This is a genomic window from Pseudomonas sp. Os17 (assembly GCF_001547895.1).
Taxonomy (GTDB): domain Bacteria; phylum Pseudomonadota; class Gammaproteobacteria; order Pseudomonadales; family Pseudomonadaceae; genus Aquipseudomonas.
In genome coordinates this window covers 5,315,695-5,335,111 of sequence record NZ_AP014627.1, presented here as the reverse complement: position 1 = coordinate 5,335,111, position 19,417 = coordinate 5,315,695, and the positions used below count along the sequence as shown (strand labels likewise).

The 19,417-nt window shown below is 58.6% G+C and carries 22 protein-coding genes and 1 tRNA gene; 20 read left to right on the top strand and 3 right to left on the bottom strand.

Going from position 1 to position 19,417, the window contains the following annotated elements:
• Positions 1–66 precede the first annotated feature (66 nt).
• Complete coding sequence (locus tag POS17_RS23415) at positions 67–909, top strand: mechanosensitive ion channel family protein (RefSeq protein WP_016963222.1); 843 nt, start codon at positions 67–69, stop codon at positions 907–909.
• A gap of 272 nt (positions 910–1,181) precedes the next feature.
• On the opposite strand, the gene POS17_RS23410 is transcribed toward POS17_RS23415, so the two are convergent.
• Positions 1,182–2,498, bottom strand: a complete 1,317-nt coding sequence (locus POS17_RS23410) for an OprD family porin (RefSeq protein WP_060840730.1) — start codon at positions 2,496–2,498, stop codon at positions 1,182–1,184.
• A gap of 932 nt (positions 2,499–3,430) precedes the next feature.
• Between POS17_RS23410 and POS17_RS23405 the strand changes: the two genes are divergently transcribed.
• A complete protein-coding gene (locus tag POS17_RS23405) occupies positions 3,431–3,856 on the top strand; it encodes an HIT domain-containing protein (protein WP_060840729.1) in 426 nt (141 codons plus the stop codon).
• Between the two features lie 3 nt (positions 3,857–3,859).
• A complete protein-coding gene (locus POS17_RS23400; RefSeq protein ID WP_060840728.1) occupies positions 3,860–4,066 on the top strand; it encodes a SlyX family protein in 207 nt (68 codons plus the stop codon).
• Positions 4,067–4,132: 66 nt separating this feature from the next.
• On the opposite strand, the gene POS17_RS32470 is transcribed toward POS17_RS23400, so the two are convergent.
• Positions 4,133–4,738 carry a cold-shock protein gene (locus POS17_RS32470; protein ID WP_060840727.1) on the bottom strand — a complete coding sequence of 202 codons (606 nt, stop codon included), beginning with the start codon at positions 4,736–4,738 and terminating at the stop codon, positions 4,133–4,135.
• Between the two features lie 454 nt (positions 4,739–5,192).
• Here POS17_RS32470 and POS17_RS23390 point away from each other — a divergent pair, with 454 nt between their 5' ends.
• From POS17_RS23390 to POS17_RS23310, 17 genes are all read left to right on the top strand, one after another.
• Positions 5,193–5,666 (top strand): Dps family protein, encoded by a 474-nt coding sequence (locus tag POS17_RS23390; RefSeq protein ID WP_060840726.1) that lies wholly within the window; start codon positions 5,193–5,195, stop codon positions 5,664–5,666.
• Between the two features lie 187 nt (positions 5,667–5,853).
• Positions 5,854–6,075: an FmdB family zinc ribbon protein gene (locus POS17_RS23385; RefSeq protein WP_010457489.1), complete on the top strand. Its 222-nt coding sequence runs from the start codon at positions 5,854–5,856 to the stop codon at positions 6,073–6,075.
• 95 nt (positions 6,076–6,170) lie between these two features.
• Positions 6,171–7,946: an aspartate--tRNA ligase gene (gene aspS, locus POS17_RS23380; protein ID WP_060840725.1), complete on the top strand. Its 1,776-nt coding sequence runs from the start codon at positions 6,171–6,173 to the stop codon at positions 7,944–7,946.
• Between the two features lie 110 nt (positions 7,947–8,056).
• Positions 8,057–8,803, top strand: coding sequence for a YebC/PmpR family DNA-binding transcriptional regulator (locus POS17_RS23375; protein WP_060840724.1), 747 nt, complete (start codon positions 8,057–8,059; stop codon positions 8,801–8,803).
• A gap of 129 nt (positions 8,804–8,932) precedes the next feature.
• On the top strand, positions 8,933–9,457 hold the full coding sequence (gene ruvC, locus POS17_RS23370) for a crossover junction endodeoxyribonuclease RuvC (RefSeq protein WP_016963215.1): 525 nt from the start codon (positions 8,933–8,935) through the stop codon (positions 9,455–9,457).
• A 114-nt stretch (positions 9,458–9,571) separates the two neighbouring features.
• On the top strand, positions 9,572–10,180 hold the full coding sequence (gene ruvA / locus POS17_RS23365; RefSeq protein ID WP_060840723.1) for a Holliday junction branch migration protein RuvA: 609 nt from the start codon (positions 9,572–9,574) through the stop codon (positions 10,178–10,180).
• The gene (gene ruvB, locus POS17_RS23360; RefSeq protein WP_060840722.1) at positions 10,181–11,239 is read left to right on the top strand and encodes a Holliday junction branch migration DNA helicase RuvB; all 1,059 of its coding nucleotides are present in this window, start codon (positions 10,181–10,183) and stop codon (positions 11,237–11,239) included.
• 138 nt (positions 11,240–11,377) lie between these two features.
• Complete coding sequence (ybgC, locus tag POS17_RS23355) at positions 11,378–11,845, top strand: tol-pal system-associated acyl-CoA thioesterase (protein ID WP_060840721.1); 468 nt, start codon at positions 11,378–11,380, stop codon at positions 11,843–11,845.
• Positions 11,835–12,530, top strand: coding sequence for a protein TolQ (tolQ, locus tag POS17_RS23350; protein ID WP_016963211.1), 696 nt, complete (start codon positions 11,835–11,837; stop codon positions 12,528–12,530). The genes ybgC and tolQ overlap by 11 nt, the downstream gene beginning before the upstream one ends.
• 13 nt (positions 12,531–12,543) lie before the next feature.
• Entirely contained in the window at positions 12,544–12,996 is a 453-nt protein-coding gene (tolR, locus tag POS17_RS23345) for a protein TolR (RefSeq protein ID WP_011063015.1), read from the top strand.
• Complete coding sequence (gene tolA / locus POS17_RS23340) at positions 12,996–14,057, top strand: cell envelope integrity protein TolA (RefSeq protein ID WP_016963210.1); 1,062 nt, start codon at positions 12,996–12,998, stop codon at positions 14,055–14,057. Before tolR ends, tolA begins: the two co-directional genes overlap by 1 nt.
• A 17-nt stretch (positions 14,058–14,074) precedes the next feature.
• Positions 14,075–15,355: a Tol-Pal system beta propeller repeat protein TolB gene (tolB, locus tag POS17_RS23335; RefSeq protein WP_015636767.1), complete on the top strand. Its 1,281-nt coding sequence runs from the start codon at positions 14,075–14,077 to the stop codon at positions 15,353–15,355.
• A gap of 53 nt (positions 15,356–15,408) precedes the next feature.
• Complete coding sequence (gene pal, locus POS17_RS23330) at positions 15,409–15,906, top strand: peptidoglycan-associated lipoprotein Pal (RefSeq protein WP_003227510.1); 498 nt, start codon at positions 15,409–15,411, stop codon at positions 15,904–15,906.
• A 6-nt stretch (positions 15,907–15,912) separates the two neighbouring features.
• Positions 15,913–16,737 carry a tol-pal system protein YbgF gene (gene ybgF, locus POS17_RS23325; RefSeq protein WP_060840720.1) on the top strand — a complete coding sequence of 275 codons (825 nt, stop codon included), beginning with the start codon at positions 15,913–15,915 and terminating at the stop codon, positions 16,735–16,737.
• Positions 16,738–16,903: 166 nt separating this feature from the next.
• Complete coding sequence (queE, locus tag POS17_RS23320) at positions 16,904–17,551, top strand: 7-carboxy-7-deazaguanine synthase QueE (RefSeq protein ID WP_016963208.1); 648 nt, start codon at positions 16,904–16,906, stop codon at positions 17,549–17,551.
• Between the two features lies 1 nt (position 17,552).
• The gene (queC, locus tag POS17_RS23315) at positions 17,553–18,254 is read left to right on the top strand and encodes a 7-cyano-7-deazaguanine synthase QueC (RefSeq protein ID WP_060840719.1); all 702 of its coding nucleotides are present in this window, start codon (positions 17,553–17,555) and stop codon (positions 18,252–18,254) included.
• Between the two features lie 63 nt (positions 18,255–18,317).
• Positions 18,318–18,393: transfer RNA gene (locus POS17_RS23310), tRNA-Lys, on the top strand.
• Between the two features lie 90 nt (positions 18,394–18,483).
• Here POS17_RS23310 and POS17_RS23305 read toward each other — a convergent pair.
• Positions 18,484–19,356: a response regulator transcription factor gene (locus POS17_RS23305; RefSeq protein WP_060840718.1), complete on the bottom strand. Its 873-nt coding sequence runs from the start codon at positions 19,354–19,356 to the stop codon at positions 18,484–18,486.
• Between the last annotated feature and the right edge of the window lie 61 nt (positions 19,357–19,417).

The window sequence follows — 19,417 nt, the reverse complement described above, 5'->3', positions numbered from 1 at the left end:
CAGCGGAGCCGGTCGTTCTGCCGGTCAGTCATGCACGCCGCCACCCCGGGGAATCTGGAGAGATAGATGGATTTGAACGCTGAAGTAGACAACCTGGTCCGGGCTTCCCAAGCCTGGATCCCGATGATCATGGAATACGGCAGCCGGGTGCTGCTGGCAGTGATCACCCTGGCCATCGGCTGGTGGCTGATCAACAAGTTGACGCACAAAGTGGGCAAGTTGCTGGCGTTGCGTAATGCCGACCTGGCGTTGCAAGGCTTTATCAGCAGCCTGGCCAACATCATTCTCAAGGTGCTGCTGATTGTCAGCGTGGCCTCGATGATCGGTGTCGAAACGACCTCGTTCGTTGCCGCGATTGGTGCCGCCGGGCTGGCTATCGGCCTGGCCCTGCAAGGCAGCCTGGCGAACTTCGCCGGAGGGGTGTTGATCCTGTTGTTCCGTCCGTTTCGCATTGGCGACTTCATTGAAGCCCAAGGCATCAGCGGTAGCGTGGACAGCATTCAGATTTTTCACACGGTGTTGCGTACCGGTGACAACAAGACGGTGATCGTACCCAACGGCAACCTGTCCAACGGCATCATTACCAACTACAACCGTCAACCCACTCGCAAGGTGGTATTCGACGTGGGTGTGGATTACGACGCAGATCTGCAGAAAGCCCGTGAAGTGCTGCTGGAGCTGGCGAAAGACGAGCGCGTGCTGGCTGATCCCGCGCCGGTGGCAGTGGTGTCCACCCTGGGTGACAGCGCTATTACCTTGTCTCTGCGGGTTTGGGTCAAGACTGCGGATTACTGGGACGTGATGTTCCAGTTCAACGAGCTGTCGCGCGATCGCTTGAAGGCGGCGGGCATCGATATTCCCTTTCCGCAGCGCGTGATTCGTGTGGTTCAGGAAGCGGCTGTCTCATAAGGTGCTTTCAATACTTGGCCATGTGGTCAACTAATGCTGTTCAAGACAAGGGGCTTTTAGGCCCCTTGTTTGTTTTCAGGGTTCCTTGGCAACTATCAAGTTTCATTCGAAAGCGGGGGCATAACGAGTGCAAACAACTTCTTTAGTTAGCTTGCTATTTAAGTTTTGCTTCTACGAGTTACTGTTGCCACGCACAAAAAAGCCGCCGACCTGATCCAGGGCGGCGGCTTTTATTTGAGTTGCGCGTTGGCGCAATCAACTGAACATTGAAATTACAAGATGCTCAGTGGGTACTCTACGATGATACGAACGTCGTTGTTGTCTGCGGTGTAGTCCTTGTTGTAAGCACCGTTGGCACGGTACACGGCGCTACGCAGGCGGAACGACAGGTCCTTGGCTGGACCTTCTTGCATCACGTACTTGGTTTCGAAGTTGAACTCGTTTTCCTTGCCTTCGGTGTTCGATGAAGTGGTGATGTTGTCACCCTTCACGTAACGGGCCATGAAGCTCAGGCCAGGGACGCCGAGGGTTGCCATGTTCAGGTCGTAGCGAGCCTGCCAGGAACGCTCGTCTTCACCGATGAAGTCGGAGATCTGGATGGAGTTGGCGACGAAGATGGTACCGTTGCCGTCCACACCGTACAGGTAGTTGGTGTCGCCGGTGGAGCGCTGGTGAGCGATGGTGAACTTGTTCGGGCCGATGCTGTAAGCAGCTGCCAGGCTCCACAGTTTGTTGTCCAGCTTGCCGTACAGCTTCTTGCCGTCGTCTTCGGTGCGATAGCCGTTGAAGTCCAGGTTCAGGGACTGACTGTCGGCGATCGGGAAGGTGTAGTTCAGGTTGATGTATTGCTTCTTGAAGTAGTCATCAACCTTGGACGCTGCCACGCCGCCGACGAAGTTGTCGGTGAACTTGTAGGTTGCACCTGCGAAGTCGGCAGAGGTCAGGCCTGGGTTTTTCAGGCCGGTGTCGCTGTTACGACCGTTGATGCTGTCGTTGTACTGACCGGTCTGCGAGCGCAGTGCGGTGAAGTGACCGGCATTCAGCTCCAGGCCTTTGATCTCGTTGCTGGTGATCAAGGTACCGGTGGCGACTTCAGGCAGCAGGCGGCTGTCGTCGGTGGAGAATACCGGGCTGGCAACCATCTGGTTACCGTATTTCAGTACGGTATCGGAGATGCGGAACTTGACCGCGCCACCTACAGCGGAAGAGTCTTTTTCAGGCTCGCCCAGGCTGTTGTTGGCTGCCAGGCCGTTACCGGAACGACCGGCGCCACCGTCCAGCTTGACCACGCCCATGGCGAAAGCGTCAACGCCTACGCCTACGGTGCCTTGAGTGAAGCCAGAACTGTACTGCAGCAGTTCACTCAGACCGGTGTCTTGGCGATAGCCGCTTTTGTAGGTGCCATCGTCACGTTGGCGGTTACCTGCACCGTTCTTGAAGTCACGGTTCATGTACTCAAGACGGGTTTTCGCAGTCAGGGTGCTATCTTCGATAAAGCCCTTTGCATCGTCCTGGGAGGACGCGATTGCGAACTGCGAGGTGCCTGCTGATACAGCCAGGGCGATCATGCTCCACTTCATCACGCGCATCGTGATTTGCTCCTTTGGTTTTTAGAAGAGTACTGCCGTCCCACCTGTTTTTTTATCTGGGCGGCTCTTTCTTTTTGTGTCGGCGCAAACTTATATCACGCTGACAATGTTGGCGATACTTGCCTATCTATCCTTTCAGCTTCTTTACGAGCCTGTCGCAATTTGCTCGGTCAGTGTCGCAATTTTGCAGCCAGTCTGTATCCGAACCAACAACTTAGGTCGTGTTCTTCGAAGGAACATCACGAGCAATTCAGCTCCCGACGTACACACTCTAAAAAGCACCGCCGGGCAGCCTTGCCACTATTATTATGAGTCTGTGACGAGCCACTTCCGGTGCTCCATCGCAGACGATGTCGGGGGTTAATGCAACAAGCGTGCACAAACCAAAGTTGTCTGGTCTTTTTTCTTCCGGGCGGCGTGCCGACCTGTAAAAACCGCATAAAACAGCCATGTAAAGCGTCTTTTTGTTTGGCTTGACGCAAGGAGCTTACTGGTGCAGGGCTGTGCAATAAGTCGCACAGCGCGCCAAAATGTTACCGGTCCACACTGCAAGGTGAGTAGACGGCGGATGCTTGAGGAATTGAGCGTAGACCGTCTGTGCGATTTTGGTGCAAAACTTTTGTAATGCTGTGCAGGGTTCATACAGTCATGTGTGGTTATGGTTGGCGACGACGATGGCGTAACGAGTCATGTTCTGGTCAGTTGTGACGCCTCGTGCACAAATGGTGCAAGGCATCTGAAAGTGTACTGTCGTGGGGCGCTTGGGCTGCATTGAAGCTGGCTCCTTGCCGGCTGATTGGCGGGCGATGTCCCGGGTGAGCGCTTTGCTCATGAAGCCCGTGGCATTCGCAGGTATGCTGCGCGTCTGTCGCCTGGCCAGTGTCACCGATGCTGTGAGCCAGGCTGAAATGAGCTGAGCGGGAGTAAATGCAGTGTTCACTTTAGATTCACGGCTGCAACAAGACACATTGCCCATCGGGGATTTCCCCCTCTGTCGGTTGCTGCTGTCCAATGACGCGAACTATCCCTGGTTCATCCTCGTGCCCCGTCGTGAAGATATCAGCGAGTTGTTTCAACTGGATGTCACCGACCAACTGCAGCTATGGCGGGAAACCACGGCATTGGCTGAAGTGCTCAAGGACTCCTTCGATGCCGATAAGTTGAATGTGGCGACGTTGGGTAACGTGGTGAGTCAGTTGCACATGCACGTGATCGTGCGCAAGCGGGATGACGCCGCTTGGCCGGCGCCAGTGTGGGGCAAGCACCCCGCCAAGCCTTACACCGCTCAGGAAGTTGCGGCGATTCGCAATCGGCTGCGGGTGGTGCTGACCGATGATTTCCATTTTCTGGAGGTTTGAGCCATGAGTCTGGAAGCGCGTGTTACCGATCTGGAAAGCCGTCTGGCGTTTCAGGATGACACCATTCAAGCCTTGAACGATGTGCTGGTATCGCAGCAGAAGGTGTTGGAGCGCCTGCAGCTGCAGATGAACGCCTTGCTCAAGCGCCAGGAGGAAATGGTTGGGCAGTTCGAGTCTTTCGAGGAAGAGGCGCCGCCCCCGCACTATTAAAGGAAGGTCGGCATTCTCGCTGCACAAAAAAAACCGCGCCAGGGCGCGGTTTTTTGTTGGCGTTGATCAGCGGCGTGGCAGTGCAGCGATCACGTCTTCGGCTTGCAGGCCTTTATCGCGATTCATGACCGAGAACTCCACGCGCTGGCCTTCCACCAGGACGCGGTGACCTTCTCCGCGAATGGCGCGAAAGTGCACGAAGATGTCATCGCCGGAGTCGCGGGAAATGAAACCGAAACCCTTGGATGTGTTGAACCACTTCACGGTGCCGGTATCGCGGTTGCTCATGTCGTAGCTGGGAGCTGCGGAGGCCGCGGGCGAGGACTTGTAGAAGCTGATGCCCAGGTGCAGTGCCACGGCGACCAGGGCGGTCAGCAGGCTCACCAGGACTGCCGGTTGACCACCGATCACCGGCATTGGCGCCAGCAAGGTGAGGGTTTGCAGGACCACGACCAGTACCAGCAGAGCGCTGACCAGGTTTTGCAGGTGATGGCGCGAACCTTTGTTCCAGTGCGGGATAACTGGAGCGAGGATCAGGTTGAGCAGGCCGAACAGAGCCAGGTAAATAGCATCGGATTGTTGCAGGTAGGGAACCGCGTCAGATCTAAGACTCGGAATCAAGGACAGCAGCAAAGCTGCAATGCCTGTCAGCAGGTGGACGATTTTCAACATTTTGATTAACTCACGTTAAGAAGGATGCACAAGGAAGAGCTGATCACGCACGGTTCGCTTCTGAATAAATGGGTGAGGCGGTGGTTACGTACGCGGGGTCAGCCTATGCGCGCTGGCCGAAGAAATAGGCATCAGCGACACGGAGTCTATTTAACAGCAAAGCCCCGGCCTTCTCAAATCAGCAGCGGGTGATTGGAAATGCTCCATGTTGCCCTTGGTAATCGGAGCATCGGGCAAAGTCGCGTTCTAGACAGATGGCCGCGGTTTTCCGGGGAACTCCGGTTTTTTCCGCAGGTCAGCCATTGCCTGGAACCCAGTGTTGGCAAGCCATGGCCGGCCCATGGGGCAATCCACCGCGGGCCAATTGCCGATCCGGGTCGGCGGGGGAGCGACACTCTTGCTAGAGTGGTCCGGCAGCTGATTGGGTGAATCCATCCTGTTAACGGAGAGAAACATGACAATTGATATCGGTATCAGCGAAGAAGATCGTAAATCCATCGTCGACGGCCTTTCCCGCCTGCTTTCGGACACCTACGTGTTGTACCTGAAAACCCATAACTTCCATTGGAATGTCACCGGCCCGCAATTTCGCACCCTGCACCTGATGTTCGAAGAGCAGTACAACGAACTGGCCCTGGCGGTTGACCTGATCGCTGAACGCATCCGTGCCCTGGGCTTCCCGGCACCGGGTGCATACTCCATCTACGCCCGGCTGTCTTCGATCAAGGAAGAGGAGGGCGTGCCGGCCGCGGAAGAAATGATCAAGCAGTTGGTGGCCGGCCAGGAAGCGGTCACCCGCACCGCCCGTGGCATTTTCCCGTTGTTGGACAAGGTCAGCGATGAGCCAACGGCGGATCTGCTGACCCAGCGCATGCAAGTGCATGAGAAAACCGCGTGGATGCTGCGCTCCCTGTTGGAACATCGTTAAGCCGCTCATGGCCGATGGCGTCCCGGACGCCATCGGCGCCTTTTGACAGGCTCCGGCATCTATATGGTCATACGGCTGCACAGGGCCGATTTAATGGATATAATCCCGCTCTTTGCTAGGTAGCCCGAGCTTTGGCGTGGGCTCTGGCTGTAGTTCAAGCAGTAATCTGGATTGCCGAGACGCCCCCATGCCCATGTACGATTACCAATGCGCTTCCTGTGGTCATCAGTTGGAAGCCATTCAAAAGATCAGTGCTGCGCCGCTGGTCGACTGCCCTGCCTGCCAGGCACCTGAACTGAAAAAGATGCTGTCCATGCCCGGATTCCGCCTCAGCGGCACCGGCTGGTATGAAACCGACTTCAAGACCGGCTCCAAGAAGAATCTGGCCGGTGGCGACAAAGCTGACTAAGTTGAACGACACGCGCGAGTTCTTGCACTATCCGGCACCTCATGGTGCGCAAGGCCTCCATCGAATTTCGAATTACGAGAAGTGAAACCACTACCATGATGCGCAGCCATTATTGCGGCCAACTGAACGAAAGCCTGGAAGGTCAGGAAGTAACCCTTTGCGGATGGGTCCACCGTCGCCGTGACCACGGCGGGGTGATTTTCCTCGATATCCGTGATCGTGAAGGTCTGGCCCAGGTGGTGTTCGACCCGGACCGCGCTGAAACCTTCGCCACCGCCGACCGCGTGCGCAGCGAATACGTAGTCAAGATCACCGGTAAGGTGCGCCTGCGCCCGGCCGGTGCCGGCAACGCCAACATGGCTTCGGGCATGATCGAAGTTCTGGGCTACGAGCTGGAAGTGCTGAACGAAGCGGAAACCCCGCCGTTCCCGCTCAACGAATACTCCGACGTGGGTGAAGAAACCCGCCTGCGCTATCGCTTCATCGACCTGCGCCGTCCGGAAATGGCCGAAAAGCTGCGCCTGCGTTCGCGCATGACCACCAGCATCCGTCGCTACCTGGACGAAAACGGTTTCCTCGACGTGGAAACCCCGATCCTGACTCGCGCCACTCCGGAAGGCGCCCGCGACTATCTGGTGCCGAGCCGCACCCACGCCGGCAGCTTCTTCGCCTTGCCGCAATCGCCACAGCTGTTCAAGCAGCTGCTGATGGTGGCCGGCTTCGACCGCTACTACCAGATCGCCAAGTGCTTCCGTGACGAAGACCTGCGTGCCGACCGTCAGCCTGAGTTCACTCAGATCGACATCGAGACCAGCTTCCTCGACGAAAAAGACATCATGGGCCTGACCGAAGGCATGATCCGCAACCTGTTCAAGGAAGTGCTGGGTCTGGAGTTCGGCGAATTCCCGCACATGACCTTTGAAGAAGCCATGCGTCGCTACGGTTCCGACAAGCCGGACCTGCGCAACCCGCTGGAACTGGTGGACGTTGCCGACCAGCTCAAGGAAGTGGAATTCAAGGTGTTCAGCGGCCCGGCCAACGATCCGAAATGCCGTATTGCCGCCCTGCGCGTTCCTGGCGGAGCGAGCATGCCGCGCAAGCAGATCGACGATTACACCAAGTTTGTCGGCATCTACGGTGCCAAGGGCCTGGCGTACATCAAGGTCAACGAGCGCGCCAAGGGCGTTGAAGGCCTGCAGTCGCCGATCGTCAAGAACATTCCGGAAGCCAACCTGAACGTGATCCTCGATCGCGTGGGTGCGGTCGACGGCGACATCGTGTTCTTCGGTGCCGACAAGGCCAAGATCGTCAGCGAAGCCCTGGGCGCCCTGCGCATCAAGCTCGGTCACGACCTGAACCTGCTGACCTGCGAATGGGCACCGATGTGGGTGGTCGACTTCCCGATGTTCGAAGAGAACGACGACGGCAGCTTCACCGCCTTGCACCACCCGTTCACCGCGCCGAAGTGCTCGCCTGAAGAGCTGGAAGCCAACCCGGCTACCGCTCTGTCGCGCGCCTACGACATGGTCCTGAACGGCACCGAGCTGGGTGGCGGTTCGATCCGTATCCACCGCAAGGAAATGCAGCAAGCGGTGTTCCGCCTGCTGGGCATCAGCGAAGCGGAACAGGAAGAGAAGTTCGGCTTCCTGCTGGACGCCCTCAAGTACGGCGCACCGCCGCACGGTGGCCTGGCCTTCGGTCTGGACCGTCTGGTGATGCTGATGACCGGCGCCCAGTCGATCCGTGAAGTGATCGCCTTCCCGAAAACCCAGAGCGCGGCCTGCGTCATGACTCAGGCACCGGGTCTGGTGGATGCCAAGGCTCTGCGCGAGCTGCACATCCGCCTGCGCGAACAGCCCAAGGCTGAATAAGCCGGCCCGATAAGGCGCACCTTCGGGTGCGCTTTTTCTATGGGTCGAGTTTTGTTGCCCCGCCCGCCAAGCGGCGTGGGCAATGTTTCAAAGAGAATTTGGAGCAAGTTATGGCAGGTCATTCCAAGTGGGCGAACATCAAGCACCGCAAAGAGCGTCAGGATGCCAAGAGAGGCAAGATCTTCACCAAGTGGATTCGTGAGCTGACCGTTGCGGCCCGTCAGGGCGGTGGCGAGCCAGGTTCCAACCCACGTTTGCGCCTGGCCCTGGACAAGGCCCTGGGCGCCAACATGAGCCGCGACATCATTGATCGTGCCATCGCCCGTGGCACCGGCGCTGCCGGCAGCGACGACGTGGTCGAGCTGACCTATGAAGGCTATGGCCCCAATGGCGTGGCGGTGATGGTCGAATGCATGACCGACAACCGCAATCGCACCGCGGCTGCGGTTCGTCACGCGTTCAGCAAGTGCGGCGGCAACCTGGGGACCGACGGATCGGTGGCCTATCTGTTCGAACGCAAGGGTCAGATCACTTTTGCCGAAGGTGTCGATGAAGATGCGCTGATCGAGGCGGCGATGGAGGCCGATGCCGACGATGTGGTGAGCAACGAAGACGGTTCCGTCGACGTGTTCACGTCGTTTGCTGGTTTCTACGGTGTGCGCAATGCCCTGGAAGCGGCTGGCTTCACCGCTGCGGACGCAGAAATCGTCATGCTGCCCACCACCAGTGCCGAACTGGATCTGGAGGGCGCGGAGAAGGTCCTCAAGCTGATCGACATGCTGGAAGACCTGGACGATGTGCAGAACGTCTATTCCAACGCGGATATCCCGCAGTCGGTGGCCGAGCAGCTCGGCTGATCCACTTGCACTACCCTTGAAGCCGGACGTGCCACGTCGCGATGAATGCGCGGCAGGGCGCTTCCGGCTTCTGCCTTTTTGCGTTTCCGGTCCTGGCCGGCCGGTCTTCTTACTCAAGCAGCAGGCTTTATGACTCTTATTCTTGGCATCGACCCCGGCTCACGCATTACCGGTTATGGCGTGGTTCGAGACACCGGGCGTGGCTGCGTGTACGTGGCGTCCGGTTGTATTCGCACCGGAGCCGGCGAGTTGCCCGAGCGCTTGCAGATTGTCTATCGCGGTGTGCGTGAGGTGATTCAGACCTACGGTCCGGTGACCATGGGCATCGAGAAGGTGTTTATGGCACGCAATGCCGATTCGGCACTCAAGCTCGGGCAGGCCCGTGGGGCGGCGATTGTCGCCGGGGCCGAAGAAGGCCTGGAGATCGCCGAGTACACGGCGACCCAGGTCAAGCAGGCCGTGGCCGGGACCGGCGGTGCCAATAAGGAACAGGTGCAGATGATGGTCATGCACCTGCTCAAGCTCACCACCAAGCCGCAGATCGATGCCTCGGATGCCCTGGCCATCGCCATCTGTCACGCCCATACCCGCTCCAGTCTGTTGCCCCATGGTCTGGGAACGGCACGCAGTCGTGGCGGGCGCCTGCGTCTCTGATAGCATCAGCGCAGTCATTTTAGGAGTGGAGCACTGTGCGCCTGGGTAGTCGGCGCCGGCGCTCGCTCAACGAGTCGCCAGCTGCGAGCTGGCCATCGCCTAAGGATCTGAAACGTGATTGGACGCTTGCGCGGCACCCTGGCTGAGAAACAGCCGCCGCACCTGATTCTTGATGTAAACGGGCTGGGCTACGAAGTCGAAGTGCCCATGACCACCTTGTACAGGCTGCCGTCGGTCGGTGAGCCTCTGACCTTGCACATCCATTTGGTCGTGCGCGAGGACGCGCAGTTACTCTACGGCTTCGCCGGCAAGCGCGAGCGAGACTTTTTTCGCGAGTTGATCCGTCTCAATGGTGTGGGTCCCAAGCTGGCCCTGGCGCTGATGTCCAGCCTCGAAGTGGATGAGCTGGTGCGTTGCGTGCAGGCCCAGGACACCTCGGCCCTGACCAAGGTGCCCGGGGTTGGCAAGAAGACCGCCGAACGCCTGCTGGTGGAACTCAAGGACCGCTTCAAGGCCTGGGAAGCCGTACCGAGCATGTTTGCCCTGGTGCCGAACCAGCCGGATGCACCGGTGCCGGTGGCCAGCGCCGAGTCGGATGCGGTCAGCGCGCTGATCTCCCTGGGCTACAAGCCGCAGGAAGCCAGCAAGGCGGTATCCGCGATCAAAGACAAAGGCTTGAGCAGTGAAGACATGATCCGCCGAGCCCTGAAGGGAATGATTTAAGTGATTGAAGCTGACCGTCTGATCGCCGCCACGGGCCCCCGTGAGCGCGAGGAAATCCAGGACCGGGCGATTCGTCCGGTCAGCCTGGCCGACTATATCGGCCAGCCCAGCGTGCGCGAGCAGATGGAGCTGTTCATCCAGGCCGCCCGCGGGCGCAACGAGTCCCTGGATCACACCCTGATCTTCGGCCCTCCGGGTCTGGGCAAGACCACCCTGGCCAACATCATCGCCGAGGAAATGGGCGTCTCGATCAAGAGCACCTCAGGGCCGGTGCTGGAGCGCCCCGGCGATCTGGCGGCGCTGCTGACCAACCTTGAACCTCACGACGTGCTGTTCATCGACGAGATTCACCGCTTGTCGCCGATTGTCGAAGAAGTGCTGTACCCGGCCATGGAGGACTTCCAGCTCGACATCATGATCGGCGAAGGTCCGGCGGCGCGCTCGATCAAGCTTGATCTGCCGCCGTTTACCCTGGTGGGTGCCACCACGCGCGCGGGGATGCTGACCAACCCACTGCGGGACCGCTTCGGCATCGTCCAGCGCCTGGAGTTCTACAGCACGGCGGACCTGGCGACCATTGTCAGCCGATCCGCCGGGATCCTCGGTTTGCCACTGGATCCGGAAGGCGCCTTCGAAGTGGCGCGGCGGGCCCGTGGCACTCCGCGGATCGCCAATCGCTTGCTGCGCCGGGTGCGGGATTTCGCCGAAGTCCGGGCCAAGGGGCATATCACCAAGCCGATCGCCGACCTGGCGCTGAACCTGCTGGATGTCGATGAGCGTGGCTTCGACCACCAGGACCGGCGTCTGTTGCTGACCATGATCGAGAAGTTCGACGGTGGTCCGGTGGGGGTCGACAGCCTGGCGGCGGCGATCAGCGAAGAGCGTCACACCATTGAGGACGTGCTGGAGCCGTACCTGATCCAGCAGGGCTACATCATGCGCACTCCCCGAGGTCGTGTGGTGACCCGGCATGCGTATCTGCACTTCGGTCTAAACATTCCGTCACGATTGGGGGATATGCCTGTGGTAGACGAATTCCTCGATGCTGTGGACGATTAATCACCCGCTGCTTGTCGATTTATTCGGGGTTTGTGCTGTCCTAGGGACTGGCATTGCCCAAACTGCATGAAAAGTCGTTCAAGAATGAAAAAACAGTTGCCTGGCCGGATTGGCAACCTGAGGAGTAAGCACTAGAGTATGCGCGCGCAAAACGGGCTTGAGCCGTTCGCACATCGTTGTCGCGTTTATTACGAGGACACCGATGCCGGCGGCATCGTGTATTACGTTAATTACCTTAAGTTTATGGAGCGGGCTCGAACCGAGCGGCTACGACACCTGGGCTTTGCCCAATCGCAGCTGGCAGGGGAGAACCTGTTATTCGTCGTGCATTCCAGCGAAGCGCGTTATCACGCGCCGGCGCGACTGGACGACGAGCTTCTGGTCAGTGCCCATGTCACCGAATTGAACCGGGTCAGCCTGCGCTTCACTCAGCAGGTCAGGCGAGCCGCGGATAATGCACTGCTCTGTGAGGGGCAGTTCCTGGTGGCCTGTGTGCGCGCCGACACTTTCAAACCCCGCGCCATTCCAGACGCTCTGCGTACGGCCTTTGTCGACGAGAGCAGCGCGGGTACACACTCAGAGCAGGAGATAAAGCGTGGAAGCTAACGTCGTCGACCATTCCTCCATGTGGAGCCTGGTCAGCAATGCCAGCGTTGTAGTGCAGTTGGTAATGCTGACCCTGGTTGCCGCATCGGTGACTTCATGGATCATGATCTTTCAGCGCAGCAACCTGCTGCGCGCCGGTCGACGTGCCCTGGAGAGCTTCGAAGAGCGCTTCTGGTCCGGTATCGACCTGTCCAAACTCTACCGTCAGGCAGGCAGCAATCCGGACCCGGATTCCGGGGTCGAGCAGATTTTCCGTGCCGGCTTCAAGGAGTTCTCCCGTCTGCGTCAACAACCGGGCGTTGATCCAGAAGCCGTGATGGAAGGCGTGTCCCGCGCCATGCGCGTTGCCATTTCCCGTGAGGAAGAGAAGCTCGAGCAGAGCCTGCCGTTCCTTGCCACCGTCGGTTCGGTCAGCCCGTACATCGGTCTGTTCGGTACCGTGTGGGGGATCATGAACTCCTTCCGCGGCCTGGCCCAGGCCCAGCAAGCGACCCTGGCCACTGTGGCCCCGGGTATCGCCGAAGCCCTGATCGCCACGGCCATCGGTCTGTTTGCGGCCATTCCGGCGGTGATCGCCTACAACCGCTTCGCCGCTCGTGGCGAGACGCTGATCAGCCGTTACTACACCTTCGCCGACGAGTTCCAGGCGATCCTGCACCGTAAAGTGCACACCAGCGAAGAGTGAGCAGGTAAACCCAATGGCCCGAGTTCGCCACAAACGCAAGCCGGTTGCCGAGATGAACGTGGTGCCCTACATCGACGTGATGTTGGTACTGCTGGTTATCTTCATGGTGACCGCGCCGATGCTCAACCAGGGCGTGAAAGTTGATCTGCCCAAGGTTTCCAGCGAAGCCTTGCCCCAGGACAACAACACCCAGGTACTGACCATTTCGATCAAGGCTGACAAGACCTACTACTGGAACCTTGGCAGTGAAGTCGACACCGAAAAGCAACAGGACAAGGCGATGACCTTGCCGCAGATGACCGACGCGGTGACCAAGATCATCCGTGCCGGCAACGAAGGCGGCAAACACACCCAGGTGTTCATTCGCGGTGATAAATCCGTCGACTACGGCGCCGTGATGGGTGCCATGGGCGGCCTGCAGAAAGCCGGAGTCGGTAACGTTGGCTTGATTACCGAGGCGCCCTGATGCACCAACAGCGAGAGCCGTCCGCCTCGGAAAGCTACTTCTGGCCTAGTGTCTGGGCGATCGCCCTGCACGTGCTGGTGTTTGGCATGCTGTTCGTCAGCTTCGCCATGACCCCGGAACTGCCTCCGGCCAAGCCGATCGTCCAGGCGACCCTGTATCAGCTGAAATCCAAGAGTCCGGCAACCACCCAGACCAATCACAAGATTGCGGGTGAGGCGAAGAAATCCGCCGCGCGTCAGACCGAAGCCGAGCAGCTGGAGCAGAAGAAGGTCGAGCAGGAAGAGATCAAGGCTGCGGAACAAAAGAAAGAAGAGGCAGCTCAAAAGGCCGCGGAAGCGAAAAAGGCCGATGAAGCCAAGAAGGCTGACGAGGCTAAGAAGGCTGATGAAGCCAAGAAAGCTGCCGAAGCCAAGAAGGCTGAAGAGAAGCAATTGGCTGATGTAGCCAAGAAGAAAGCCGAAGAAGAAGCCAAGAAAGCCGCTGAAGAAGAGGCCAAGAAAAAGGCCGCTGAAGAAGCCAAGAAAAAGATCGTCGAAGACGCGAAGAAGAAAGCCGCGGAAGACGCGAAGAAGAAAGCTGAAGCTGAAGAGGCGAAGAAAAAGATCGCCGAAGACGCGAAGAAGAAAGCTGCTGCCGATGCCGCGAAGAAAAAGGCCCAGGAAGCAGCGCGTAAATCTGCCGAAGAGAAGAAGGCTCAGGCCCTGGCGGACTTGCTGTCCGACAAGCCGGAGCGTGAAGCCACTAAGTCGGATGAGGTCGGTGACAGTGTCGCAGGCAGTTTCGATGACCTGATTCGTATCCGTGCAGCGGAAGGCTGGGCTCGTCCTCCTTCGGCACGCAAGGGCATGACAGTGGAGCTGCGGATCGGCATGTTGCCCGATGGCACGGTGACCACGGTTAGCGTGATCAAGTCCAGTGGTGATGGTCCGTTCGATGCCTCGGCGGTAGCGGCAGTCAAGAATATTGGGCGTTTGACAGAAATGCAGGGGTTGAGTCCGAAGGATTTTGCTCCCTATCGTTCATTCAAGATGACATTCACACCTGAGGATCTAGCCTTGTGAGAAACCTTCTTCGAGGAATGCTTGTCGTTATTTGCTGTATGGCAGGGATAGCGGCAGCGGATGAAAAAAACATTCTGGTTACCAGTGGCAGTGACCGGGCAACTCCCATCGCCGTAGTGCCGTTCGGTTGGCAAGGCGGCAGCGTGCTGCCGGACGACATGGCGCAGATCATCGGTGACGACCTGCGCAACTCGGGGTACTACGCACCTATCCCCAAGCAGAACATGATCAGCCTGCCGACTCAGGCCAGTGAAGTCATTTTCCGCGACTGGAAAGCCCTGGGCGCCCAGTACGTGATGGTGGGCAGCATTGTTCCGGCGGGCGGGCGCCTGCAGGTGCAATACGCGCTGTTCAACGTCGCCACCGAGCAGCAAGTGCTGACCGGCAGCGTGTCGGGCAGCGTCGATCAGTTGCGGGATATGTCGCACTACATTTCCGATCAGTCCTTTGAAAAACTGACCGGTATCAAGGGCGCGTTCTCGACTCGCCTGCTGTATGTGACGGCTGAGCGCTTCTCGGTGAACAACACCCGCTACACCCTGCAGCGTTCGGACTACGACGGTGCTCGGGCGGTTACCCTGCTGCAGTCGCGTGAGCCGATCCTGTCGCCGCGCTTTGCGCCCGATGGCAAGCGCATTGCGTATGTGTCGTTCGAACAGAAGCGTCCGCGGATCTTCGTTCAGCACATCGACACTGGCCGTCGTGAGCAGATCACCAACTTCGAAGGCCTGAACGGCGCTCCTGCCTGGTCGCCGGATGGCACCCGCCTGGCATTCGTGCTGTCCAAGGATGGCAACCCGGATATCTATGTGATGAACATGGCGTCCCGGCAAATCAGTCGTGTCACCAGTGGCCCGGGCATCAATACCGAGCCGTTCTGGGGCAAGGATGGTTCCACCATCTATTTCACCTCCGACCGTGGCGGCAAGCCGCAGGTCTATAAAAGCAACATCAATGGTGGTGGCGCCGAGCGTGTGACCTTTATTGGTAACTACAACGCCAACCCAAAACTTTCTGCTGACGAAAAGACCCTGGTAATGATTCACCGCCAGGATGGTTTCACCAACTTCCGGGTGGCGGCTCAGGATTTGCAGCGCGGTAGCGTAAAAATCCTTACAGACACCAACCTTGATGAGTCAGCTACTGTTGCGCCCAACGGCACCATGGTAATCTACGCCACCCGCCAGCAGGGCCGGGGAGTCTTGATGCTCGTGTCCATTAATGGACGTGTGAGGCTCCCGCTTCCTACCGCTCAAGGCGAAGTCAGAGAACCGTCCTGGTCCCCTTACCTGAACTGACGCGGCGCTACAATGTTTCACTTAACACACTGGGGTTCATTAGGAGTTTCACGATGGAAATGTTGAAGTTTGGTAAGTTTGCTGCGCTGGCTCTGGCCATGGCTGTAGCTGTAGGTTGCTCCTCCAAAGGTGGCGACAACGCCGGCGAAGGCGCTGTTGATCCAAACGCTGGTTACGGCGCTAACACTGGTGCTGTTGATGGCTCCCTGAGCGAAGAAGCTGCTCTGCGCGCAATCACCACCTTCTACTTCGAATACGACAGCTCGGACCTGAAGCCAGAAGCCATGCGCGCTCTGGACGTTCACGCCAAGGACCTGAAAGCAAACGGCGCTCGCGTTGTTCTGGAAGGCAACACCGACGAACGTGGTACTCGTGAGTACAACATGGCACTGGGCGAGCGTCGTGCGAAAGCCGTTCAGCGCTACCTGGTTCTGCAGGGCGTTTCCCCAGCTCAGCTGGAGCTGGTTTCCTACGGTAAAGAGCGTCCAGTTGCCACTGGCCACGACGAGCAGTCCTGGGCTCAAAACCGTCGCGTCGAACTGCGTAAGTAATTCGTCATGCGAACGTGCCGTCGTGCTGTAACTATTTTGGCTCTCAGTCTCACGCCGCTAGCGGCGTGGTCTGCGGTTCCTGTGGTCGATAACAACTCCGGCTATAACAATAGCGGGAGCAGTTATCCGCCAGCGGGTTATGGCACGAACGGCGCCTATGCCGGGGGAGGGGTTTCGACCCCTGTCTCGGCACAGGGCGAGCTGTTCCAGCAACTGCAGCAAATGCAGGAGCAGATCGCACGGCAACAAGGTGTGATCGAAGTTCTGCAAAATGATGTAGCGCGCATGAAGCAAGAGAGCCTGGAGCGTTACCAGGATCTTGATCGGCGCATAGGAAGCGGTGTTGCACCTGCCGCGTCTCCTGAGAATTCTTCAGCCGGTGGCGATAGCAGTGCCGCCGGTGCCGCAGCCGGAGCTGCTGCTCCAGCACCCGCGGCCAGTAGCGAACCGGGTGATCCGGCCAAGGAAAAGCTCTACTACGATGCTGCCTTCGACCTGATCAAGGCCAAGGACTTCGACAAGGCCAGCCAGGCCTTCTCGGCTTTCCTGCGCAAGTACCCCAACAGCCAGTACGCCGGCAATGCCCAGTACTGGTTGGGAGAAGTGAACCTGGCCAAGGGCGATCTGCAAGGTGCAGGTCAGGCGTTCGCCAAGGTTTCCCAGCTGTACCCCAAGCATGCCAAGGTGCCGGACTCGCTGTACAAGCTGGCTGACGTAGAGCGTCGCCTGGGTCATACCGACCGGGTCAAAGGCATTCTGCAGCAGGTGGTGGCCCAGTATCCGGGCACTTCCGCCGCTCAGTTGGCACAACGGGATCTGCAACGCATGTAAGCGTGTTGGCAGCCGTTACAAGAAACCCGCGCTTGTCGCGGGTTTTTTCGTTAGAATTCACCCCCTTTTTTTGAAACACGCTTCCTGGGATCTGCGCGATGGCGGGGTTCCTTGAAGTGCCTGACGGAGGCGGACAGCCTGTTTAGCTGTTACGCCCGTGGCGACTATGCAAGACACATTGAGAATTACCGAAGTTTTCTACTCGTTGCAGGGGGAAACTCGGACTGCCGGGCTGCCCACGGTTTTCGTGCGCCTGACCGGATGTCCGTTGCGTTGCCAATACTGCGACAGCGCCTACGCCTTCAGCGGCGGCACCCAGCGTACCCTCGACAGCCTGCTGGAGCAGGTTGCCGGTTTCCGTCCGCGTTATGTCTGTGTCACCGGTGGCGAGCCGTTGGCGCAACCTAATGCCATTCCCTTGCTCAAGCAGCTGTGCGATGCCGGCTATGAAGTCTCCCTGGAGACCAGTGGCGCGCTGGATATTTCCGAGGTGGATCAGCGCGTCAGCCGGGTCCTTGACCTCAAGACTCCAGGCTCCAAGGAAGCTCATCGCAATCGCTACGAGAACATCGAGCTGCTGACGGCCAACGACCAGGTCAAGTTTGTCATCTGTTCCCGTGAGGACTACGACTGGGCAGTGTCCAAACTGATCCAGTACGGTCTTGAGCGACGTGCCGGCGAAGTACTGTTCTCTCCCAGCCACCATGATCTCAGCGCACGGGATCTGGCCGACTGGATCGTGGCTGACAACCTGCCGGTGCGACTGCAACTGCAGCTGCATAAATACCTTTGGAATGATGAGCCGGGGCGCTGAAATGACTGAGCAAGCACAGAATCAATCGTCGACCGAGAAGCGTGCAGTGATCCTGCTTTCCGGTGGACTGGACTCGGCCACGGTAGTGGCCATGGCCCGCGCCGAAGGCTACCGCTGCTACACCATGAGCTTCGATTATGGCCAGCGCCATCGGGCCGAACTGCACGCTGCCGAGCGCGTGGCGCGGGACCTGGGCGTGGTGGAGCACAAGGTGATCGGCCTGAATCTCAATGGCATTGGCGGATCGGCCCTGACCGACAGTTCCATTGATGTGCCCGAGGCACCCGGTGAGGGGATTCCGGTGACTTATGTGCCGGCACGCAACACCGTGTTTCTGTCCCTGGCTCTGGGCTGGGCGGAAGTTCTGCAAGCGCGGGATATCTTCATCGGCGTCAATGCGGTGGATTATTCCGGATATCCAGATTGCCGCCCCGAGTTCGTCGAAGCCTTCGAGCGCATGGCCAACCTGGCCACCAAGGCCGGTGTCGAAGGGCAGGGCTTCCGGATCCAGGCGCCCCTGCAGAACCTCAGCAAGGCCGAAATCATCAAGGCCGGTGTGGGTTTGGGAGTCGATTATGGCCTGACGGTTTCCTGCTATCAGGCGGACGACAACGGCCGTGCATGTGGCAAATGCGACAGCTGCCGTCTGCGTGCAGAAGGTTTCGACGCGGCCGGTGTCAGCGATCCAACGGTTTATTTTTGATTTTTTTCATTTAGGGTGTTGAATTCCCGTTAGAAATCAGTATTATACGCGCCACCACACAGCGGGTCGTTAGCTCAGTTGGTAGAGCAGTTGGCTTTTAACCAATTGGTCGTAGGTTCGAATCCCACACGACCCACCATATTTTGGCGGTTTAGAAAATCCGGAAGGCCCACGAAAGTGAGGATTTCCGGGTTTTTTTTTGCCTGCAATAAACCCGGGCGTTGGGGCATCAAAGCTCGATGCGCTCTGGAAGGCTATCAATGACCTGCGACAGCTGCTCGTCTTGCGGCTCGTCCTGCGGGGGTGTTGTACGGTGTGCCTGGCGGTATTCGCTGGGGGTGCAACCGGTGAACTGCTTGAAGGCCCGGGCGAAATAGGAAGGATCCTTGAAACCGACCTCATAGCCGATGCTGGTGACGGGCATCTGGCTGTTGTCCAGGAGTTCCTTGGCGCAATCCATACGCTTGCTCAGGATGTAGTCCATGAAGCCCAGGCCATTCACTTCCTTGAACAGGCGGCTGAAGCGGAATGTCGTCATGCCGCAGCGCTTGGCCAGTTCCTTTTGATCGATGCTGTCGCGAAAGTGTTGGTCGATATACAGCAGCACGTTGTTCAGGGCCTGATGTTTCTGGTGTTCTGCGGTCAAGCGGATGCTATCCGGCAAGGACGGGCCATGCTCGACCAGCAACGTCTTGTTGCTAGCGCCAGAGTGGCGACGCAGCTCGCAGAGCTGCCTCAGGGCATGCATGAAGCGTTCGGTTTCCGGGCCGGTCAGGGGCAGCACCATGTACTCCCAGACCCGCGAGCGCATCGCCCAGATGGCAAGCTCTTCTGAGTGCTGCACGGTGAACATGGCGATGGGAACGGAGGGGACCTTGCGTTTGATCTCCAGCAGCAGGTTGAGGCCCGGCATGTCGGGGCGGTCATAGTGCATGCAGATCATGTCCGGCGTCGGCAGCGCATCCATCGCGGAAACGTTGGCCCCCTTGGCCAGGCGACAGTCACAGGCTGAACGAAAATGCCCGATCAGCTCTTCAGCGGATCGGTTGCGAGTGAGATCAAACCATAGCAGGCATGGTTTCTTGATCGCCTCAGGTTTCATTGCCTTGTTCCTTTCAGCGGTCACGCCGCCTCTATCTGAGGTCGGGCATCGCGCGCGTCGA